The organism is Microcoleus sp. D3_18_C2 (assembly GCF_036702395.1).
Lineage (GTDB): Bacteria > Cyanobacteriota > Cyanobacteriia > Cyanobacteriales > Microcoleaceae > Microcoleus.
In genome coordinates this window covers 56,312-77,472 of sequence record NZ_JAUBTG010000004.1, presented here as the reverse complement: position 1 = coordinate 77,472, position 21,161 = coordinate 56,312, and the positions used below count along the sequence as shown (strand labels likewise).

At 46.8% G+C, this 21,161-nt stretch carries 17 protein-coding genes; 9 read left to right on the top strand and 8 right to left on the bottom strand.

All coding sequences use genetic code 11. From position 1 onward, the window contains the following. Positions 1–271: 271 nt before the first annotated feature. The 8 genes from QUA88_RS04280 to QUA88_RS04245 all read left to right on the top strand — a co-directional run bounded on the left by QUA88_RS04280 (position 272) and on the right by QUA88_RS04245 (position 10,528). Positions 272–1,465 carry an NAD(P)/FAD-dependent oxidoreductase gene (locus QUA88_RS04280; RefSeq protein ID WP_333208357.1) on the top strand — a complete coding sequence of 398 codons (1,194 nt, stop codon included), beginning with the start codon at positions 272–274 and terminating at the stop codon, positions 1,463–1,465. Then, positions 1,465–1,740, top strand: coding sequence for a hypothetical protein (locus tag QUA88_RS04275; RefSeq protein WP_333270423.1), 276 nt, complete (start codon positions 1,465–1,467; stop codon positions 1,738–1,740). Before QUA88_RS04280 ends, QUA88_RS04275 begins: the two co-directional genes overlap by 1 nt. A 22-nt stretch (positions 1,741–1,762) precedes the next feature. Further along, entirely contained in the window at positions 1,763–3,676 is a 1,914-nt protein-coding gene (locus tag QUA88_RS04270) for a S9 family peptidase (RefSeq protein WP_333208359.1), read from the top strand. Between the two features lie 163 nt (positions 3,677–3,839). After that, positions 3,840–4,568 (top strand): HAD-IA family hydrolase, encoded by a 729-nt coding sequence (locus QUA88_RS04265; RefSeq protein ID WP_333208360.1) that lies wholly within the window; start codon positions 3,840–3,842, stop codon positions 4,566–4,568. A gap of 257 nt (positions 4,569–4,825) precedes the next feature. Then, entirely contained in the window at positions 4,826–5,449 is a 624-nt protein-coding gene (locus tag QUA88_RS04260; RefSeq protein WP_333270420.1) for a DUF3859 domain-containing protein, read from the top strand. Positions 5,450–5,818: 369 nt separating this feature from the next. Further along, a complete protein-coding gene (locus QUA88_RS04255) occupies positions 5,819–7,573 on the top strand; it encodes an asparagine synthetase B family protein (RefSeq protein ID WP_333270418.1) in 1,755 nt (584 codons plus the stop codon). A 184-nt stretch (positions 7,574–7,757) separates the two neighbouring features. Further along, on the top strand, positions 7,758–8,978 hold the full coding sequence (locus QUA88_RS04250; RefSeq protein WP_333053316.1) for a decarboxylase: 1,221 nt from the start codon (positions 7,758–7,760) through the stop codon (positions 8,976–8,978). Positions 8,979–9,208: 230 nt separating this feature from the next. After that, complete coding sequence (locus QUA88_RS04245) at positions 9,209–10,528, top strand: hypothetical protein (protein WP_333270415.1); 1,320 nt, start codon at positions 9,209–9,211, stop codon at positions 10,526–10,528. A 319-nt stretch (positions 10,529–10,847) separates the two neighbouring features. Here QUA88_RS04245 and argJ read toward each other — a convergent pair whose 3' ends face one another. The 5 genes from argJ to rpsF form a co-directional block, all read right to left on the bottom strand. Continuing rightward, positions 10,848–12,089, bottom strand: coding sequence for a bifunctional ornithine acetyltransferase/N-acetylglutamate synthase (argJ, locus tag QUA88_RS04240; RefSeq protein WP_333232420.1), 1,242 nt, complete (start codon positions 12,087–12,089; stop codon positions 10,848–10,850). Between the two features lie 327 nt (positions 12,090–12,416). Beyond that, entirely contained in the window at positions 12,417–12,557 is a 141-nt protein-coding gene (locus QUA88_RS04235) for a hypothetical protein (RefSeq protein ID WP_015176121.1), read from the bottom strand. A gap of 61 nt (positions 12,558–12,618) precedes the next feature. Then, positions 12,619–12,813: a hypothetical protein gene (locus tag QUA88_RS04230; protein WP_006631905.1), complete on the bottom strand. Its 195-nt coding sequence runs from the start codon at positions 12,811–12,813 to the stop codon at positions 12,619–12,621. 600 nt (positions 12,814–13,413) lie between these two features. Further along, positions 13,414–14,946, bottom strand: a complete 1,533-nt coding sequence (locus QUA88_RS04225; protein ID WP_333270413.1) for a right-handed parallel beta-helix repeat-containing protein — start codon at positions 14,944–14,946, stop codon at positions 13,414–13,416. A gap of 439 nt (positions 14,947–15,385) precedes the next feature. After that, positions 15,386–15,721 (bottom strand): 30S ribosomal protein S6, encoded by a 336-nt coding sequence (rpsF, locus tag QUA88_RS04220; RefSeq protein ID WP_015176119.1) that lies wholly within the window; start codon positions 15,719–15,721, stop codon positions 15,386–15,388. A 66-nt stretch (positions 15,722–15,787) separates the two neighbouring features. On the opposite strand from rpsF, the gene QUA88_RS04215 reads away from it, so the two are divergent. Next, positions 15,788–16,654 carry a carbohydrate ABC transporter permease gene (locus QUA88_RS04215; RefSeq protein ID WP_333270411.1) on the top strand — a complete coding sequence of 289 codons (867 nt, stop codon included), beginning with the start codon at positions 15,788–15,790 and terminating at the stop codon, positions 16,652–16,654. A gap of 295 nt (positions 16,655–16,949) precedes the next feature. Here the strand turns inward: QUA88_RS04215 and QUA88_RS04210 are convergent, their stop codons facing one another. The 3 genes from QUA88_RS04210 to QUA88_RS04200 all read right to left on the bottom strand — a co-directional run bounded on the left by QUA88_RS04210 (position 16,950) and on the right by QUA88_RS04200 (position 21,127). After that, entirely contained in the window at positions 16,950–17,150 is a 201-nt protein-coding gene (locus QUA88_RS04210) for a hypothetical protein (protein ID WP_333054685.1), read from the bottom strand. 46 nt (positions 17,151–17,196) lie between these two features. Then, positions 17,197–19,749, bottom strand: coding sequence for an HDIG domain-containing metalloprotein (locus tag QUA88_RS04205; RefSeq protein WP_333054684.1), 2,553 nt, complete (start codon positions 19,747–19,749; stop codon positions 17,197–17,199). A 229-nt stretch (positions 19,750–19,978) separates the two neighbouring features. Beyond that, positions 19,979–21,127 carry an ADP-ribosylglycohydrolase family protein gene (locus tag QUA88_RS04200; protein ID WP_333054683.1) on the bottom strand — a complete coding sequence of 383 codons (1,149 nt, stop codon included), beginning with the start codon at positions 21,125–21,127 and terminating at the stop codon, positions 19,979–19,981. Between the last annotated feature and the right edge of the window lie 34 nt (positions 21,128–21,161).

Here is a 21,161-nt window from a genome sequence, read left to right as displayed (position 1 = left end):
GGCTAATAGGTAGAGCTAATCAAGGCTAGAGATGTAGAAAAGAGTTCGGAAACGCATTATCTAACGGATTGAACGCATTTAACGGATGGATGTTGAGGTTCGAGGGAAACAGGGAAGATTTTCCCCTTTCTCGTTTTCCCACTCCCCCTCTCTCCCCCTCTCCCCATCTCTTCCACTCCCACTCCCCCAATCTCCCCCTTCCCCACTCCCTCACTCTCGTTAGAATAAGATAAGTTTCCTTGCTACCGACCAGCCCCTCAAACAAAACACCATGACTCAACAACAACCCCGGATTTGCATTCTCGGCGGAGGCTTCGGCGGACTCTACACAGCCCTGCGCTTGAGTCAGTTACCCTTCTCCAAAACCGAAAAACCCGAAATAGTCCTAGTTGACCGCCGCGATCGATTTTTGTTCGTTCCCCTGCTGTACGAACTCCTGACCGGCGAACTCCAAACCTGGGAAATTGCCCCCCCGTTTGCCGAACTATTGGAAAACACAGGTGTGCGCTTTTGTCAAGGTACTGTCTCCGGCATCGATGTGGAGCAAAAGCGAGTGCAGTTGCACGACGGGCCAGAAATTCCGTGCGATCGCCTGGTTTTAGCTTTAGGCGGCAAAACCCCTCTAGATATGGTCAAGGGTGCGGTTGAATATGCTTACTCGTTTCGCACTCTCGACGACGCCTACCGCTTAGAAGAAAGACTGCGGTTTTTAGAAGCCAGCAACACCGACAAAATTCGGGTGGCGATCGTCGGCGCCGGTTATTCGGGAGTAGAATTAGCTTGTAAATTAGCCGATCGACTCGGAGAAAAAGGTCGCGTGCGGTTAGTTGAGCAAAGCGACATGATTCTGCGGACATCACCGGAGTTTAACCGCCAAGCCGCCACCCAAGCTTTAGAAAAACGGAAAGTGTGGATCGACTTAGAAACAGCAGTAGAGGCGATCGAAGCAGACACAATATCCTTACTTTACAAAGGACAATTAGATGTTCTCCCCGTAGACATAGTGCTGTGGACAGTAGGAACTCAAGTTAGTCAAGCAGTGCGATCGCTACCCCTCAAACAAAACCAGCGCGGTCAATTAATAGTCAATCCGCAAATGCAAATTATCGACCATCCAGATATATTCGCCTTGGGAGACTTAGCTGAATGTCACGATGCAAATGGTCAAAAAGTCCCCGGAACAGCCCAAACAGCCTTCCAGCAAGCTGACTACACCGCATGGAACATTTGGGCCTCCCTGACCGGCCGCCCATTACTTCCTTTCCGCTATCAGCCCCTAGGAGAAATGATGACATTAGGAAATGACAACGCCACCCTAGCCGGTTTAGGAATTAAACTCGACGGACAACTAGCCCACATTGCTCGCCGCCTAGCCTATCTCTATCGGATGCCAACATTTGACCATCAGCTAAAAGTTGGTTTCAATTGGATTAGCAAGCCGATTCAGGATTTGCTGAAAAGTTAATGGATGCTTCTTCAAATAGATTGGCAACAGGCAAGATGCCTGTTCCACAAAAATTCAACATTCTTGTGGAACGGGCATCTTGCCCGTTCCCAAAAAATTCAACATTCATTCTTGTGGAACGGGCATCTTGCCCGTTCCCAAAAAATTCAACATTCTTGTGGAACGGGCATCTTGCCCGTTCCCAAAAAATTCAATATTCTTGTGGAATGGGCATCTTGCCCGTTCCCAAAAAATTCAATATTCTTGTGGAACGGGCATCTTGCCCGTTCCTATAGAAAATATTAGGGAAAATAAAAAATGCCAACTCCTACAATTCAACAGCAAAAAACCGAACTTCCCCCCCTGATAGAGCGAGAAATTCTCTTCGGAAATTCCGAAAAAGCTAGCCCCAGACTTTCACCAGATGGCAAGTATCTCGCCTACATTGCACCCGATGAAAACAACGTTTTGCAAGTGCAATTGCGTACCATCGGTCAAGCAGACGATCGCCAACTGACAGCAGATAAAAAACGAGGCATTCGCATCTTTTACTGGGCTTACAGCGGCGAAGAGTTAATTTACCTCCAAGATGCAGACGGTGATGAAAACTGGCATTTATATTTAGTCAATATCCAGTCAAATCTGGTTCGCGACTTGACACCATTTCAAGGTGTTCGATCTCATCTGATCGCCTTTGACCGCAAATTCCCCAATGAAATATTAGTGGGAATGAACATCCGCGATCGCAGCAAACACGACGTTTACCGCATCAACCTCAAAAATGGTGCCGTTGAATTTGACACCGACAACCCAGGTAACATCGTCGGTTGGATTGCTGACGCCCAATTCCAAGTGCGGGCGGCCACAGCCACCACTGCCGACGGCGGGTCAGAATTAGTGTTTCGGGAAACTGCAGACAAGTCTTGGGAAAGCCTGCGAACCTGGGGGCCCGATGAGGAAGGTGGTGCCCTCATGTTCTCAGAAAACGGCAAAATTCTTTACATCATCGGCAATCACGATGCTAACGCCGAACGTTCGATCGCACTCGACTTAGAAACCAAACAAGAAACCGATCTCGCCTCTGACCCAGAATACGATGTCGGCGGCATTGTCGTACACCCCACCAAGCGAGAGATTCAGGCGGTTTCCTTCTACAAGGACAAGCAAGAGTGGCAGATTTTAGACCAAAGCATAGCAGAGGATTTTGAGGATATCGGCAAATTCCGCCCCGGCGAATTCTCCATCACCAGCCGAAACCTCGCCGATACCACTTGGCTAATCGCTTACATGACAGACGACGGCCCAGTTTACCACTATGCGTTCGATCGCGCCTCCAAAACCTTCACCTTCCTGTTCAGCAACCAACCCAAACTCGAAGGTCTACCGCTATCATCAATAGAACCCATTTCTTACACCGCAAGAGATGGTTTAACCATTCACGGCTACCTGACAAAACCTGTCGGCGTCGCCACACCCGTACCGACAGTCTTGCTTGTTCACGGCGGCCCCTGGGCACGCGATACCTGGGGTTACAATCCACAAGCCCAATGGCTGGCAAACCGAGGTTACGCCGTTTTGCAAATCAATTTTCGCGGTTCCACCGGCTACGGCAAAGCCTTTCTCAATGCCGGCAATCGCGAATGGGCCGCTAAGATGCACGACGACTTGCTAGATGGCGTTAATTGGCTTGTAGAAACAGGAATTGCCCTACAGGATAAAATTGCGATTATGGGCGGTTCTTACGGTGGTTATGCTGCCTTAGCGGGATTGACTTTTAGTCCCGATGTTTTTGCCTGCGCTGTCGATATTGTCGGGCCAAGCAATTTGATTACACTGCTGCAAACTATTCCCCCTTACTGGGAACCGAGAAAAGCAAGTCTGTATCACCGCGTCGGAAATCTGGAAACAGAACCAGAATTTCTGAAATCGATCTCGCCCTTATTTTTTGTCGATCGCATCCAGAAACCTTTGCTAATCGCCCAAGGTGCTAACGACCCGCGAGTTAAATTAGCAGAAAGCGAGCAAATTGTCAATGCCATGAAGCAAGCCGGCAAACCTGTAGAATACGTGCTTTATACAGACGAAGGACACGGATTTGCGCGACCGGAAAATCGCCTGCACTTTTATGCGATCGCCGAAGAATTCCTAGCCAAATATTTAGGAGGCAGATTTGAACCTGCAGGCAACATTGCCAATCATTCTGGTGTGGTGAATCCGCAAATAACTAATTAGAAGGAAGAAGAAAAAAGGAAGAACAAAGAAGGAATTACTCAAATCTCTGTTCTCTTCTATTCTCTTCTTTTCCTCTGCGATCTCTGTGTCCTCTGTGGTTAAATCATTCCGATGCAACCGGATGTGCGATAAGTCCTCTTTCCTCTTCCCTTTTTCTTCTCAAATGACCAAAATTATTTTTCTTGATGCCGCAGGCACGCTATTTGACGTGCGCGGCAGCGTCGGCGAAGTCTACGGAAAATTTGCCCGCAGTTGGGGAGTAACTGTTTCTAACGAAGAGTTAAATGCAGCATTTTTCCAAAGTTTTGCCGACTCAAATCCGATGGCATTTCCCGGAAGAGAATTAGCCCAAATTCCCCAGCTAGAATTTGAATGGTGGCAAGCAGTTTGCGCGAACGCTTTTCAAAAAGCAGGCGTTTTCAATCAATTCTCAGACTTTCCCAAATTCTTTGTCGAACTCTACGCTCATTTTGCCACCGCCGAACCTTGGTTCGTCTATCCCGACGTATTCCCAGCATTAAATAGGTGGCAGCAACAAGGGATTAAATTAGCAGTAGTATCGAATTTCGATTCCAGAATTTATGCAGTATTAAAAGCACTAAACTTAGCTGAATATTTCACATCAGTGACAATTTCCACCGAGGTTGGTGCAGCCAAACCCGATTCTCAAATTTTTACCGCCGCTTTGCAAAAGCACAACTGCATTGCGGAGAATGTGTTGCATATCGGCGACAGCTTCAAAGCTGATTATTGTGGTGCTAAAAATGCGGGATTAAACGCAATTTGGTTGAATCGCCAACAGGAAAAAATCAATTCAGGCAAATTGCCTTTAAGTGAAACGAAAATAGAACTGTGCAGCAGTCTTGATTTTATAATCGAGGTTCTTAAATAGAGGACTTAGCGATAATGTGTAGGGTGCGTCGCTGTCAGAGATTCAATAAAAATTGGAGAGTATAGATGGCGACGCACCTTACCATAGCTTTTACATAAATTTTATGAGGTTAAGGTTAGGATTTTTATGAATTGACTTTGAGAGCTGTTTATTGAATAATATGAGTAATTTAACCGCAGAGAGCGCAGAGGGCGCAGAGGAAGAGAAGAGAAATGTGATGTGATTTTTAGATCTAATTTTTACTGGGAAGGAACTCTATGGAACCTCGACTCACTCAAACTCAGTTAGCACAGGTAGTCGCTGAAATCGACAAGTTATCGCAGCAGCGCGAGTTAGAATTGGAACCCGATCGGGTAAGAGAAATTTTACGGGAGTTGAATCTTCCTGATGAGCTTTTAGAAGATGCGATCGCCCAAATGCGCCGCCGCGAAGTCCTAGAAAAACAGCAGCGACGCAACCGCTGGATCGCGATCGCCTCGACAGCGTGTGTCATTTCGGCGATCGGTATAGGTGTACTGTTCGGGCAAAATCAGCAACAAAAAACTGCTCGAGTTGTCGCAGGAGAAGACCGAATTTCCCTATCTCAAAAGGGCGGTGACAGCCTCACTCAAGTCAACCGTCAAATTAATCCCCGCATCTACTATCAGGTGAGGTTGCAAAATGCTCCGATCGGCAATGAATTGTCTCTGCAATGCGATTGGATTAATCCTAGCGGTCAAACTGTGCATCAGGGTAGGTATCAAACTCGCACGATCGATACTGCGGTTTGGAATACCCACTGCTTTTACGATCTCGGATCTGCTGCAGCCCCAGGCAAATGGGAAGTTCGGATGTCCCTGGATGGGCGCGCGATCGGCAGTGAACCTTTCACGGTGAAATAAATAGGCTTATCCAAAAAAGCCTGTTTTGAACAGGCAAGATGCCTGTTCCACAATAATTATTGGAGACATCTAAATAGACTTATCCAAAAAAGCCTGTTTTGAACAGGCAAGATGCCTGTTCCACAATGATGATTGGAGATATCTAAATAGACTTATCCAAAAAAGCCTGTTTTGAACAGGCAAGATGCCTGTTCCACAATAATTATTGGAGATATCTAATCTAAATAGACTTATCCAAAAAAGCCTGTTTTGAACAGGCAAGATGCCTGTTCCACAATGATGATTGGAGATATCTAAATAGACTTATCCAAAAAAGCCTGTTTTGAACAGGCAAGATGCCTGTTCCACAATAATTATTGGAGACATCTAATGGGTGCGATCGGCAAACCTTCACATTTTATCGGCTATTGGGGAGAGGGCGAGCACACAAAAACGCTCAGCCGTTTAGTCCCAGATTACTGCATTCGGCAGGGCAAATTATCAGAATGGGCGATCGCCTCTGCATCTGTACTCACGGCTGACACAGTGACGCTGAATGCTTGCGGGCGATTTGGGCCAACCGATTTTCCGGGAGATGCTTGGGCGGCGGTAGAAGCCCAACAGCTAAGGCTGGGGCGCGATCCGTTTGGGCGAGTGCCGCTTTACTGGATGCAGTTGGGAGAAACGATTTGGTTTTCGACGCAAATGCAATTGCTGCTACCGCTGATTGCTTCCCCTCAAATTAGCCCGATCGCCCTACACACTTATGCTTGCTTTTCCTACGTGCCCACGCCGTTAACGCCGATCGAGCAAATTGCCTCCGTAGCAGCCGGAAGCGAGATGGTTTGGGAAATTGCCGATATTAACGATCTGCCGAAAGTGCGATCGCTGCCTTCAGCTTGGCAAGAAGCGCCCCAATTACTGCGCCGTGAGGATGAGGCGATCGCACAATTGCAAGGGCTGTTGCAACAGGCGATCGATCGACAGGTGGCCGATTTGCCGATCGACGAACCCGTAGGCGTTTTACTCTCCGGTGGCATCGATTCTTCCCTGGTGACGGCGCTGCTAGTGAAAGCAGGCTTGCAGGTGCGCGCCTATGCCCTCGATTTTGGTGTCGAAGCCTATTCCGAACTGCCCTACGCCCAACAGGTGGCGGACTTTTTCCAGATTCCGCTGATTCGGGTGGCGGCGACGGGTGATGCAGTGTTGCGCGCGATCGGGCCAACCGCCAAAGCCCTCGATTTACCCTATGGAGATGGTACGACGGCTGCGCTGTTTTTGCTCAAACAGGCGGCGGCGCAAGATGTGCGAGTTGTATTCAATGGCGAGAATGGCGATCAGCTATTTGCCGGATGGACAAACAAGCCTTTGATTGCCAACGGAGTTTACACAGCAGAACATCCCGCCGGAAAAGAAACCTTTGAACAGCAGTATTTGCGGACGTTTCAGCGATTTTATGGTTATGAAAAACAGATTTTTTCGCCCGAAATGCTCGATCGCATCCAGTCTCACGATTTGAGCGTTTATCTGCAAGACGCGATCGATCCCGGTTGTTTGTCGAAGAGGTGTCCTTCCCTGCTAGCGAGGCTACGGCGCGCTTCGCTGATGCTCAAAGGTGCCCAAAATATTCAGCCGAGGGCAACGGCATTGGCGTTCGCTTGCGGTTTGTGGGTGCGATCGCCCTTCTGCGACCCCGACCTCACGGACTGGACGTTTCAACTCCCTGGCGAGCTGCTACTGCAAGGTGCGTGCGAAAAATACATCCTCAAAAAAGCGTCTGAACGTTGGCTGCCACCGGAAATTGTCTGGCGGGAAAAGCGCGGGATGGGTGTGCCGTTGAAGGTTTGGTATTACCGGGAGTTTTGGGCTGCGATCGGCGATCGGCTGAATCCGAATGTGTTGCGATCGCAAAATTGCTGGCAGCCCCATTTGGCTGACTCGATGTTATCGGGACAACTCGGAGTTGCAATGCGCGATCGCTATATTGGCAATAATCTCTGGTTGCTGCTGATGTGGCAGGCATGGCGAACCGAGGTTTTAGGCGAAATTCCGGTTAAGCGATCGCTGGATCATGTGTTTTGGTTGCCACCGGCGATCGGACAACGCATTTGGAAATATCGAAGGAGGTTGACAGTTGACTGTTGACTGTTGACTGTTGACTGTTGATATGGGCGGGGCGGGTTTATAAATTTGTTGGCTTTGAAGTTGAGAATACTGGTGAACCCGCCCCTACAAGATATGGAATTATATCAGACAGATCCCTCGGACTTGATATAACCCGTTACATCCGTTAAATCCCGTACATTCCTCGTTGCCGAACTTCTTCTATATGACTGAATCTTTGCTACAAAATGAAACCAAAACACATTCGCCGCCGTTCTCCGAAGCAATGGCCCAGCGACTTTTGTCAACTTATGGTTCGCCTTTATATGTGTATCAGGCCGATATCCTCCGTCAAACCCTTGACGATATTACGCGATCGATCGACTATCCGCACGTTCAGTTTCATTTTGCTAGCGTCACCAACGGCAATATTGCTCTGTTGCAATTGATTCAGCAGGCTGGTTGGGGGCTACACGCGAATACACCGGGGGATGTTTTTTTGGGACTGAAAGCGGGTTTTACGAGCGATCGCATTGTCTACACCGGCAGTAACCTCAACAGGGCTGATATTCAGCAATTGATCGAGTGGAAGATTGAGCGATTTAACTTCGATTGTCTGTCCCAACTCCAAGATTTTTGCGAATATTCCGGGAGTCAACCGCGATCGATCCGTGCCGAAATTGGACTGCGCCTCAACTCACCGGAATTGACGGGAGACAGTCGGATTGGAGTACGTGCCGCCGAATTCGGGAAAGCCAAGGAAATCGCGCAGCCGCAGGGGTTGAGGATTACCGGATTGCATTTTTATCGGGGGACTGGAACTAACGCCACGAGTGCCTTTACGCAGGCGATCGATCGCCTAATTGCGATCGCCCAACTGTTGCCCCATTGGCGAACCCTCGATTTTGGCGGTGGTTTTGGCTATCCCTATCGAGGTGGTGCGGTGTTTGACTGGCGGGAGTTTGGTGCGGCGATAACTGAACGATTGAGTGCGCTATCTCGCCCGATCGAGTTGGTGATTGAACCGGGACGATCGGCGATTGCAGGTTGTGGCGTTTTGCTTGCGAAAGTTGTGTCGGTGAAGTGGTTGGGCGATAGGCAAATTGTCGGCGTGGATACGACTGTATCAAATCTATCGGTGCCTGCGGTGCACGGCGGCTATCGGGCGATCGCGACTTGGGAAACCGACGATGTATCGCGACATGAAACCGATATTTGCGGCAACACGACTTATTCGCGGGATTATTTAGGGCGCAACTGTTGGCTACCGAAACTCAAAATTGGAGATGCGATCGCGATTTTGGATAGCGGGGCTTACGGCTATGCGATGTCGTCGCATTTTCTGCACCGCCCCCGCCCTGCTGAAGTGTTGATTGATGCCAAGGGCGATCGATTAATTCGACAGCGAGAAGACTATTCTATCTTGTTAAACGGGCAAGTATTTTAAACCTGAGATGTTACACCATTCTTAAGAACAGGCAAGATGCCTGTTCCACAATAAATAAATTGTCTTGTGGAACAGGCATCTTGCCTGTTGCTGACAATGGTGTAACATCTCGGTTGTAACGAAGTTATCTCTCTTCACTTCCTCTGCGCCCTCTGCGGCCTCTGCGGTAAAATCATTCCAAAACAACCGTCAACGATATAAATCCATTAAATCAATCAGGAGTAACCGAAATGGGAATGAAATGCGTCCAGTGTAATACCGATAACAATTTGCGCGATCGTACAAGCAACTCAGGTCGCTGTAAACAGTGCAACCATCCGTTTGTCTTTGAACCCACTACCGTCACTGATAAAAAGTTGGCTTTCACCGATCCGTTTTTCAAAAAGGCGATCGAGAATATTTCCAGCCAAAATATGTTGTTTTTTACGCACAAACAGTTTTTGTATTTTATTGACCAAAAGCTTAAATCTCGCGCACCCGAAATCAGTTGGATTTTGACCTACTTCTTTTTTAGCGTATTTGCGGGAACCTTCTGCCTTACCTTCGCTATTGCTATTTTTCCCTCACAATTCGCAGTTATTATTACCTTCGCTCTCTACAATTTGATTTGGATATGGCTATTTTTTCACGACAGTAAATCTCCTGATCAAGGTATTCGCGGCAGAAGAAATAATGCTAAAAACCTCCAGATTTTAGGGGGAATTATTTTAGTGCTGGGCATTTCAGGAAGCCTAATATTTGATTATTCTTCAGGATACATCGTAGCGATTACACTAGGGCTATTTTCCTACTGGCTCGGCATTTCACAAAAAAAACGCCCACAGATAACTGGTGAAGGATTTCTTGTCAATCAAGCGCAGAGTGATAAATGGCTGCGAGACTGGCAAACAGTAAACGGCACATTAGAAAAACTGCTCCCTGCGCCTCGTCAAGAAGCTTTACCCGCCAGCATCGATCGCGAAGTTAGCGCCTACAGTTTCGATCGCGCAATCATCTGTGACAGTGACGAAATAGCTCAATTCCTCATTGCCAACAACGTCCATTTTGAAAACAACTGCGCGATTCTTAGTATTAGTGGCTATCCCCAAAGCATCTTCAGTACCGTGATTGAAATGCTGCGGCGCAATACCGATTTAAAAGTCTATGCACTGCACAATGCGAGCCCTGCTGGAGTTGGCTTGGTACATCAACTGCGAACTAATCCAAACTGGTTTGCGAATCAACAGGTGACAATTTTTGATTTGGGAATTTCTCCCCGTCAAATCTTAGCATCCCGCGATATGTTTGTGCAGCAATCTCAAACAATCGCACAAACAGCCCGTCAATTACCCGACGCTGTAAGGCAAAGTTTAACAGCAGAAGAACTAGCATGGCTGGATGCAGGCAATTTTGTGGAATTGGAATCGTTTACGCCGCAGCGGTTGTTGCGCGTGGTGAATTATGGACTTGCTCAGAGTGGCGATCCGCAGGGTAACGAGGGCTTAATATTAGTGGATGATAATGTTGGATACGGCGGCGGCTATGTGTTTGTCTCCGATAGTTTTGGTTAGGGCGTGTTTTCAAACTTGATATTAGACTTATTAATAATAAGCTTAAAAAGTCTTGAAACTTAGTCTGAATAATATTTTTAGCGCTCTTTTGTTAAACTCCTAAAAAGCTTATCTTGGTAAGGGCTTCAGCGATTTTAAAATGAGGAGCAAAAAAGCTGAGATTAACTCGGTGAGTAAAGGTTTCAGATTTTTTAATTTCCCCCCGTGGGGGGAAGTTGAGTTTAAATTGTGTGAAATTTGCCTTCAACTTTCTCTCGTCTGGTTTTGTTTGTGTAGGCGCGGTTTCTAACCGCCCGGACTTGTAACCGCCTGGACTTATTTAAGTCGTATACTCCGCATTAATCTTCACGTAGTCGTAACTCAAATCGCATCCCCAAGCTTTCGCAAAACCGCTGCCATCCCCCACACTAACCTGAATTAAAACCGTATCAGCCTTCAAATATTCCCCCTCCGCAGCCGCTTTCATATAATTACTTGCTGCAGCGCGATCGAACTCTTTAGGTTGTCCGTTTTCCATCATCAAAAAATCCCCCAATTGAATCCGCAAATTCTCTTGATCGAAAGGTACACCAGCGCGCCCAGCCGCCGCCGCAATTCTGCCCCAATTCGGATCGCGTCCGAAAATAGCAGCTTTCACCAAGGAAGAACCGACAATTGTTTTGGCAATTTTACTCGCAGAAACTTCATCTAGCGCGCCACTAACTTGCACTTCCACCAAACAAGTTGCACCTTCGCCGTCACGGGCGATCGCCTTTGCTAAATGCACGCAAACTTCTGTCAGCATCGCTTCTAATTTTTCAGCATCTGCCCCCATTTCTGTAATTGCGGGCGTGCGGGATTGACCGTTTGCCAAAGCAATTAGCGAGTCGTTGGTACTGGTATCGCCGTCAACAGTAATTTGATTGAAACTTCTGTTAGCCGCCCGACTCACCATTTCTTGCCACAAATGCGATGACACTGCTGCATCGCAAGTTACAAATGCCAGCATTGTTGCCATATTCGGGTGAATCATTCCCGAACCTTTGCAAATGCCGCCGATGCGGACGGGCCGATCGCCAAACATGGTTTCCAGGGCGATCGTTTTCGGCACTAAATCAGTCGTACAAATAGCCTTAGCCGCCGCATCGGAACCAGTTTCCGACGCCTCAGCAACTAATCGGGGAATTGCGGCCCTCAGCGGCTCCATTTTAATCCGCTGTCCGATGACGCCAGTGGAGGCCAAAAGAATTGATTCTGGAGGAATATTCAGCGCTTCTCCCAACAATTTGGCACTTTCGAGGGCATCTGCCAAACCTTGTTCGCCAGTAGCAGCATTAGCTTGTCCCGCATTGCACAAAATTGCTTTCGCGCTGGGTTTAGCTTGCAAACGCTGGCGGCAGTAGTCCACACAAGCGGCCCGGACGGTGGAGGTTGTGAAGACTCCGGCGGCGATCGCGTCTACCTCTGACAAAATTAAACTTAAATCTGGCAAGCCTGAAGGCTTCAAACCCGCTGTAATTCCCGATGCTCTATACCCTCTGGGTGCTGTAACTCCGCCGTCAATTTCTTTCCAGTCCGACATGATGACCTCCCTAGTAGCCTTCAATCTGCTGAAAGGGGATTATACCATTTTAGATTTTAGATTTTAGATTTTAGATTTTAGACTTCGGCGTGAGCGCTCAGTCAAACGATTTTAGATTTTAGATTTTAGATTTTAGATTCTTTTGAACCCAATTTCCCATTCCCCATTCCCAATTCCCAATTCCCCATTCCCCATAAAACTAATCGCGGCTTCCAATCTAGAGTTAGAACTCAAGAAGAAGTCGCGACGGTTTTGTAATGAACATTATTAATTTTTAGCTGGCCAACAACAAACTCGATTAAACTATCTCGCCGTTGAAAAAAGGAGTTATTTGCGATCGATACTCGCTGGAGAACCAGCATCTAAACCAACTTCAGCAGCCACACGGCTCAGCATGGATTCCTGACGGTTTTTGACGACGTGTTGATGGCGCATCATCAGGTTGCGGGCTTGTTCTTGAGTGGACATAACTGATTTCTCCAAATTATAGGTAATAACTTCGTAGACAATTGTCGAAATTGAGTTTGCCCTAGCTCATAGTGGCGTTGCTGCGATCGTAACTGGCTTGAAAGCTGGGCTGCGGTTTGCCTTGAATGTGACCCCAGTAGTGCGTATCTTCCATCCCGACTTCGGTGGCGGTGCGGTTGAGCATGGATTGCTGGCGGTTCTTCACCAGTTGGTGGTGGCGCATCATCAGAGAGCGAGCTTGATTTTCAGTAGACATATGCGGTTCCTCCGTATTCTTTAGATTAATGTTGGGCTTGTTTTTTCTTCTCTTCTATCACTATAACAGACAATTCTGTATCTAAAGCTACCAAATTAAAATTGTCACAAAACTTTACAATTGGGCTATGGGGCGAGAATCTCGATCGAGGTTGCAGGGAGTGCGATCGAGCTTTGGCTGGTGGATTCAGGCCCAACCTCAAGCAGCAGTTGGCAAAATTTGACAATATTCATCTGGTCAGAGCCACATTTTAGCGGCTACCTAATTGCCAAGGGCAAAAATAACTTTATAGTTTGGTTCAAAGTTATAGATGCATAATTTTGTCTCTCAAGGGAGTAGAATTTGCTTGAGTTAACCGTAAATTTAATAAGTAGCTAAGTAGGTAGGCGCTGTAAAACACAATTATGTCAAGGATTGTAAAGTATCCTTAGCCCTAAGCGTGGCTAAGTTAGCCATGTTTACATATTGTTACATAGCTCGGTTTAATCCCGCTTACCAACTTAAATCATTATTATTGAGTTGTTTAATTAATTTTGTTTAGGTACTTAATACAACTACTAACAATTAATTATTACAGTACAACTTATTTTAATGAATGGTTTATTGGGGTAATTCAGGAAATTGAGGTGGAAACTTACCCTGCCACCAAAAATGGGGTTTTTCTCCATTGGGAAAAGCTCCAACTCTCATCTGAGATGCTTTAGAATTAGCAGTTAATGGGGTTGGGTTACTGATCGGAGATTTTAAGTAAAAATTCCCTTCTTCTGGATTAATAAATTGAGGTTCTTCTCTGACAGCAGCATTTCCATTCGTTCCATAGATATTCGCATAGTTATCAGGAAGCCATCCAGCAGAAATCGGACTGGTTGTGTTATTTTCTCCAAAGATTAAGTTCTGGCTAATCTCAATATCTTTTTGACGAAAAATCTTTTCGATGTCAGAGTTAGCCACTAAATAGCGATCGCTATAACCGATTTGAAATCCCCTATTCTTGCTAAAAATATTATTCTTGATTTCAACATTTTGAAGATTATTAGAAAATAAATATAACCCTCCAGTAATCCAAAAAAAGCTTTCTCCTGGGTTCGGTTTACCATAACCATTATGATGAACCGTATTATTATAAATTTTAATATTATGCCGTAACCCATCATTTCCCCATCGGGCAAAGAGAATTCCGGTTCCCCAGTTATCATAAATTAAGTTATGGTGAAATCGAATATTTTTTGCTTCTGAACCTCCTTCTACTGCTAAAGCAAATCCTGCCCCATTACAATCATGAACAACATTATTAAAGACATCAACATCTTCTAAGACTCCAAACCAACTATCAACATATAATCCTTGTCGTGCCATGTGGTGAATATAGTTATGATGGACGGTTCCATATTTACTTTTTTCTTTAACATCAATCCCTTCTTTTTTACCATCCTTAACTAAGTTATAAGCAACTTCAAAATTTTTAACCCCACCGATTGAAATTGCTTCATGGGGAGCTTCTGAAAAATCATTTAAAAAGTCAGCCATCTTCAGATCGTTTGCATTAATAACCGTATTTCCCATTACTTTATAGTGATCGCCCCACCAAACACCAATACCAGGAGAAAACGTATTTTCTGTTTTATTATTATAAAGGTTAATAAAATGGCTGTTTCTAACTGTAATCCCCGAATTATGAGAATTAATAACTTCTAAATCTTCTACTTGAATATAACTAACATTTTGTAACAAAAATGCACCTTGATCGTGAGGATAATGGGATTTCTTACCAGAGGGAGGCTCTACTTTAACTGCATCCGCATCAATAATAACCCGTTCTTCAGGATAGGCTCGATAAGTAATCCAAGCCTTTTCTGTCCCTGAATTTTTAGCTTGAATTTGTTCGGTGAGGCGATAATTTCCAGCCCGAATATAAACTGTTTCACCCGCTTTTAATACCGACGCTGCGTGATTAATTGTTGACCAAGGATGCTCAAGTGAACCGTTATTTGTATCACTGCCCTTTGGTGCAACATAAAAAACATGAGGAGGGATTTGTGCTAAATTTCGCGATGTCCAGCACTCGCCACTAATTGCCCATAGAAATCCTGCTAATACTAACGTGATGAACCTATGAACGGTTTTTCTCATCATGAAATTTTATTAGGTAGCATTTAATCCTCACTGTTTCAAGATTAAAGCACTTTCGTAATTTTGTAAATCTAGTAAGTAGGTAGGCGCTGTAAAACACACTTATATTAAGGATTGTAAAGTATCCTTATCCCTAAGCGTGGCTAAGTTAGCCCTGTTTACATATTTTTACATAGCTCGGTTTAATCCCGCTTACCTACCTATAATTTCAATTAACATCAAGCCCCGCCCTTAAAAAACTATGCTGTACCCACAATTCCAGAGCTCCCCCTAGCCTCTTGTTCAGGAGGATGCCAGGGGGAGCGAAAGGCTCTGACGTTAGTTTTTCAAGTTGTGCGTACAGCGTAGCCCTTAAGAAAGGCGTGCCGGGGCCGAGGAATAAGCGGCCCTAATCGTCAAACAGTAGACGGGTACTACATAAGACGTTAAATTGACACGATCGCTACTCGGCGACTTCAGCTTCAGCTTCCGCTTCCGGTGCATCTGGCACATCTTGCTTGATTGTCAAATAGCGAATCACTTCTTCGCTAAGACGCATCGCGCGCTCCAGGGTAAAAATTGCAGCGCCCGGAGCTGTATAGTTCATTTGAACGTATACTCCGTCCCGGTGCTTGCCGATTTCGTAAGCCAAACGGCGCTTGCCGCGGTGCTGAGTTTCGATGTTTTCAGCACCTTGATCGCGCAAAATAGTTTGATATTTAGCGATCGCCTGGTCTGTCATTTCTTCACCCAAATCAGGGCGCAGAATGTACATAGTTTCGTAAATAAACGGTTTCATGGCAATAATCCCCTTATGGACAACAAGGCTTCTCACGAAGCAAGGACTTATTATCATATCCCAACCATGAACAATCTCAAAACTAAAAAACCAAATTCCCCAAACAACACTCCCTCGCCGTGGAGCACCCTGTGGACGTACAGCCTCATGAGCGCGATCGCACTTTTAATGCTATTTCCCTTGCTGTGGCTGCTCAGTACCTCCCTCAAATCCCCCAACGAAAACATCTTTCAATTTCCCCCGCAACTGTGGCCACAACAGCCAACCCTCGAAAACTTCATCAAAGTTTGGCAAACCAACCCCTTCGGCCGCTACCTGTTCAACAGCACCCTAATTGCTGGCCTCACGGTTAGCATCAACGTCCTCTTTTGCGCCCTCGCCGCTTACCCCTTAGCCCGACTCAACTTTCGCGGCCGCGAAGCCATCTTAATCACGATCGTTTCCACAATCATGATTCCCTTCCAAATAGTCATGATTCCCCTATACATATTGACTGTACAACTCGGACTAAAAAATAGTTATTTAGGCGTAATCTTTCCCGGACTAGCCTCAGCCTTCGGCATATTTTTATTACGACAAGCATTTCTAGCAGTTCCCAAAGAACTAGAAGAAGCCGCCCGCATCGACGGCTGCAGCGAATTAGGCATTTGGTGGCACGTCATGATTCCGGCAATTAAGCCAGCTTTAGTCACCCTAGGAATTTTCGTATTTATCGGTTCTTGGAGCGACTTTCTGTGGCCACTGCTAGTTTTAGACAGGCCGGAATATTACACTTTACCTTTAGGTGTAGCCAATTTAGCCGGGACATTTTCCTTAGATTGGCGTTTAGTTGCGGCGGGTTCGATTATTTCTATTGTTCCAGTTTTAGGACTATTTTTGCTTTTGCAAAAATACATTGTGCCAACAGAAACTGCTGCTGGAGTCAAGGGATAGAATCAAGATAAACAATCGGCATTTATCCGCGTTCATTTGCGGTTGAAAATTAAAATCTTTTGAACTCACAACTCACAAAAATTACCGCATATTCGGTGGTTCATGAAGTACACGATCGGCTATATTATGTGGTGTTAGTCCGTAGGGTGCGGATCTGCTTCATATTTGATAAAGATTGCAGATTGACGGGTGTATCCGCACCTTACTCGCGTCTCTCTTCTTGTGTGTACCACATATACATGGAATATGCTGTATTTGTGATGTAGGAACAGCCAGCAATCTGCTGGATTGTTTACTACGCTGGGGTTGTAGATACTATCATCGCTTTTGCAAATGCGATCGATGCCGAAGACTGGCAAAAATTGCGATCGCACCTAGCCGGCGAAAGAGATATCGACTCTTCGGAATTTTGAGGAATCAAACAAACTATGGTAATTGTCAGCGACAATCCTGAAGTGCATGGCGATTTGCCCCGCAAACCGCAATAAAATCTCATTCACAACTGAAATGCGAACTGATTTTTCCTAACTAAAAATTTTCGCCTACCTGGGAGTAAAAACTGCACTAGGGTAAGCAATCCGCTTGTGATTGAACTGTTCCCAAACTCGCACAAAAATCTCCGCAATTAGAGACATATCCTCCCGCGTTAAATCCGAATCAATCAACTGATTATCCTGCCAGCGAGCCCTCAAAATCTTATTAACCATATTCAAAGCCTCTTCATGAGTAGCATCCTTGAGCGATCGCAAAGCAGCCTCGCAAGAATCCGCCAGCATCAAAATCCCGGTTTCCCGCGACTGCGGAATCGGCCCATCGTAGCGAAAATCCTCCTCCCTCACTTGGCGACTTGCGATTGTTAACTTTGAATTATCCGCATCTGGCAAAACAAGCTTTAAATCTTCTATTTCTTTGGCAGCAATTTGCTGCGCCTGGTGGTAGAAGTAAGCAATTAACATTTTACCTTGGTGTTCGGGAATAAACGCCTGAATTGCCTTCGGCAATCGATGCTTTCGCGCCATCACCAAACCCTCGGTAACGTGCTTTTTAATAATCTCCGCGCTCGCCCAAGGGTCATTAATTTCATCGTGCTTGTTGGCCCCGCCCATTTGATTTTCACAAAATCCCAGCGGGTCGTGCATTTTTCCAATATCGTGGTATAATGTCCCAGTCCTAACCAGCTCAACATTGCAGCCGAGTTCTCGGGCCGCAGCCTCTGCCAAACTCGCCACAAACAGCGTGTGCTGAAAAGTCCCAGGAGCCTCGGCAGCCAACCTCTTCAACAGCGGGCGGTTGGGATTGGCAAGTTCCGCCAGCCGGATCGGCGTAATCAAGTCAAAAACGTGTTCCAAATAAGGGCTGATGCCGATCGCCACAACGCTCCAAGCCAAACCGGCCAAACTTTGCGCGCCCACCGTACCGAGTACGACGTACCAAATTGCACCGGCAGCCGCGCTGGCAATCAAAGTCCCCACCAGATAAACGCTGCCCTGAGCCAAGCCGACAGCTACGCCCAAAAGAGCCAATTCCTCGCGCGATCGCAGCCGCCCGGCCATAAAAGCGCCCAGCAATCCGCCCGCCCCGCTAGCCACCAAATGAATCAAGTCCACATTTAAGCCAATGGGCAGCAGCGCCGACAGCAGCCCCACCACAGTGACTCCCACCGCCGAACCGTAGAAGCCGCCCGCTAAAATCCCGATCGCGGGCAAACTCGTCCAAGGCAGCCCCAAACTCACCAGCACTGGCGCGCTCAAAGTCAGCAGCAGCAATAGCAAATGATCTCTGCGGCGCAAGCGGTAGTGCCTTTCCACCAGCAGTACGATCGCAATTGCCCCCGCGACTAAACAAACAAAACCCGTCAGCCCCAGCCAATTCACCCCCCGTCGGCTCAAACCAAAATAGTCCAGCAACACGAAATCTTGCTGCGATATCTCTTGTCCTTGTGCAACAATTATCTCGCCCCGATCTACTGCGATCATCACCGGTTTCACCTTTTGCGCCGCTAATTCAGCTAGCTGTTTGGTTTCCTCCCGATCTCTCACCAGATTTGGCTGCAAAATCGCTGTTAAACCCTCCACCGCCAAACCTTGGGACTCTAACGGCACTTCATCAGCCACTTGCAGGTTCACGGCTTCTTGTAAAATCTCTTTGGGCAACCCCTGCGGGATACCTTGAGCCACCATTCTTTTTGCCGCCCGACTCATACCGGTTTGGGTTTTCTGCCAAGCTGCTTCGGACAAATCAAACAGCGAAGTATCGTAAATCTGGGGCAGCCCCAAAACCGACGGTTTTCCCAGCGCCTCCACAGCATTGAGATAGCGCTCGCGAGCAGAGGAAATACTGTCTGTCAGGCTTTGAAATTCTGCTGCCCTGACCGATCGGCTGTAAGCTTGCAGTTGAGCGATAGCATCTTGCTGAGACTTGTTATCTGTTGCCGCAGCAATTGCCGGGGAATCCAAACTCAATCGCTCGGAAGTTGCACTTTTGTCACCCGCTTGCGCCAAAATCCAGCGCCACTCCCACTCAGGACAGCTCCGCAAGTAAACCTGAACAGCAAGTGAGAGGGCCGAGGTACTCGCAAACGGAAACGGGCCTACCGCCTCCCGTAGATCGCTCCCATGCTGCAAAAATTGTTGCAATTCTTGATAAATTTGTCGATCGACCGCCGAATCCAGCATTAATATAGCTACAGCCCCTATCCGCGCTGCTTTCCGCTGTTCTTCAGTAGTTTTGTAATCCGGGACGCTAGCAGTAGCAGGAGCCTTAATCGTCTGAGGAGCTTTCGTCCCCACATCCAGTTTCGGCTGGTTGTAGAAGCGGTGGCCCAGAGTGCTGCTTAGGGAAACTACCGCTATCAGCGCCAACATAGGGGAACGAGCTTGATTTTTGAGGCTTGATTTGGAGGTTTTACTTGTAAATTTAGTAGTAAAAGTCTCGGGAAGAAGCCATTTCTGGCGCGACAAACGGCTCAGGAGAGGCCCGCCAGCGCGTGAGGTATCTGCTTTGCTGCCATTTTGCACTTTAGCAATGTGTTGGCGCAGTGAGCGCGCAGCCCCTAGCTGCTCAATCTGTCGCATCAATGAGGAGAGCGTATTCATTTGTGTCGAAGATATATCACTGTTATCCAGCAGCTTTGTCAGAATTTCTGACTATGCATCTTGATTGATTTTATCCGAACTACCCATATTCTCGTTGAAACCCGGTTTTGTGGGGCAGGCGCGTCCGATTTAATTTTTCACTTTTTAATCTTTAATTGGCGCTCTCCTTCCACTTTGGCTTTTGACTTGTTAGTTGCTGGTTTCCCCTTACTGTTAAAAGCTTTAACCTTTATATTTTACGAGGTCTAATGACATAAGGTGCAGCCACCGATCGGGCTAGCACAGCAGAATCGACTCCGGCATCGGGCCTGTAAACGCCTGCCCAAACAGCAAACAGGTTATTTGCTAACTCTACAATTTTTACATCGCTGCCAGTTCCCCAGAGCAAAGGTTCTCGGCCCTCGGCTAGCTGCTGCGAATTAACCTGAGCCGAAGATACCTGTCGCCATTCTACAGGAATCGCAGCAACGCCGTTATACGCTCCAGACAAAGCTCCCGTCAAAGCGCAGGTTATTTGTCCGGCTATACCACAGCGGGCAGCACGCACCACTGACAAGCGCAAGTCTTCTGGGGTGTTCAAAAAGCAGTAGAAAGCTAAGGCAATGGGAATGAAATTTCCTGGGTTGACAATTGACTCCCTTGGTAATTTTTTCTCACCTTCGCCCTGTCTTTCTCGCGCTTCTGTGGCGCTTTTGCACAGATGAGTGGTGGCTGTTTCTAAATCGGCTCCCTTTTCTAGTAGTATTTGCACTTGCAGCAGCAGCTCTGTTAAGGCATTATCTGTTTTCAGGTAGGCAAGTGTTTGCTCGATCGCCGTCGCGGGGTCAAGTCTTTCTTTGAGAGAGCGGGCGATCGTATATGCTACTGCTAAAATTGCTGTTTCCCATTCTGGCGGGTTTTCGTTGTGCCAAACCTCTATCGCCAGCATGATTTTTTCTCGCAATTTGGCTTTATTTTCGTGAAAAAACATCGCCGATGGCAGCGCAGCAAGGGCAGCTTCACCAGGGTTAAGTAAGGTTGGAAACTCACTGTTGCGGGGATGGTAGATTTCCGACTTGGCAAATGCTTCCCAAGTATCGCGCCAATCTTTTAAATTTAAACCCCTACACCGAATTAAACTTTGAGCACACGCTACCGCAAGTGTCCCGGATGCGGATGAGTCTTTGCCACTTGGGATTTTACTGTTGACAGAATTCAACGCCAATGTTGCGCCACTTACGGTCAATTGTTGGTGTTTCGTCAGTTGTAAAATCGGCTGCAAGTCTTCTGTTTGGGGGGGAATACCGACGAGTTGCCTCTGGTATTGCAGGCCTAGAGAGTCTCCTAAAACTGCCCCCAGGATGGTTCCTTGAAACTTGCTCAACAGGGAATGCCGCATTTGAATTTAACTCAAGTTGTTATTGACATACTCC